At 52.7% G+C, this 917-nt stretch carries 3 tRNA genes; all 3 read left to right on the top strand.

Annotated features, from left to right (window positions below):
- Window positions 1–218 precede the first annotated feature (218 nt).
- Window positions 219–290: transfer RNA gene (locus tag AWU74_RS06235), tRNA-His, on the top strand.
- A 74-nt stretch (window positions 291–364) separates the two neighbouring features.
- Window positions 365–438, top strand: a tRNA-Arg gene (locus AWU74_RS06230).
- A 23-nt stretch (window positions 439–461) separates the two neighbouring features.
- Window positions 462–534, top strand: a tRNA-Lys gene (locus AWU74_RS06225).
- Window positions 535–917: the final 383 nt, after the last annotated feature.

The following is a 917-nucleotide window of genomic DNA, read 5'->3' as shown; positions in this document are numbered from 1 at the left end:
CCTGCCTGTCCGGGCAACAGTTCTTTTATCCGTTCCCACGCCTCGTCGCTTATATCGTGCCGGTGAATGCCTTCATTTTTTTTCATGCTTCTATTTTACCTCTTTCCCTTTATCCAGTCCACACTACCTAGGGCATTACTGCCTGCTCTGTAAGTTGCTGTAGCTTCTTGGCGCGTTGACACGTTTTGCGTTTTTGCTGTACTGTATCGGGCATTATGGTGCCTGTAGTTCAGGGGTAGAGCACCGGATTGTGGATCCGGCTGTCGTGGGTTCGAAACCCACCAGGCACCCGCGGCATTGGGGACAGACGCGCTTTACCGCGCGCCGCAGCGGATTCGGGTCTGTCTTATGGGTAGCAAGACGAGCGTTCGTAGCTCAGCTGGATAGAGCAACGGACTTCGAATCCGTAGGTCGCACGTTCGAGCCGTGTCGGACGCACTGTATACAAAGAAAGATATATCGGGCCATTAGCTCAGTTGGTAGAGCAACAGACTCTTAATCTGTGGGTCGCAGGTTCGAAGCCTGCATGGCTCAAAAACCAAATCTTTACAAGACAAAGATTTAGCAAACAAAAAAGACAGGCGAACGGACATACCGTAGCTATGCTGAAAATCAGTATGAGAAAAGGTGTAGAAAAGCATTTTTCTCATAGGGGGAGAATAGGCTATGCGGCGGTATTATCTGCACCAGAGACACGGCAAATTTTATGCCGAACTGGTAGACCAAAAGACAGGGTTGAAGCTCACTGCGCGAAGCACGGGGGAGGATAACCGAGACGATGCGCTGCTTGTTGTTGCGGACTGGCTCAAAAACGGGATACCGAAGCCCCGCTTTTCCGCAAAGCCAGCACCTCGCCCGCCCGCAGTCCGGTTGTCGCGGCAAGCAGGTTGCCAGCCCGCGCCGCTTTGTCGCTCCAC

The organism is Treponema endosymbiont of Eucomonympha sp. (assembly GCF_001028545.1).
Note: the sequence above shows the minus strand (reverse complement) of the source record. Positions and strands in the feature narration are given on the sequence as shown.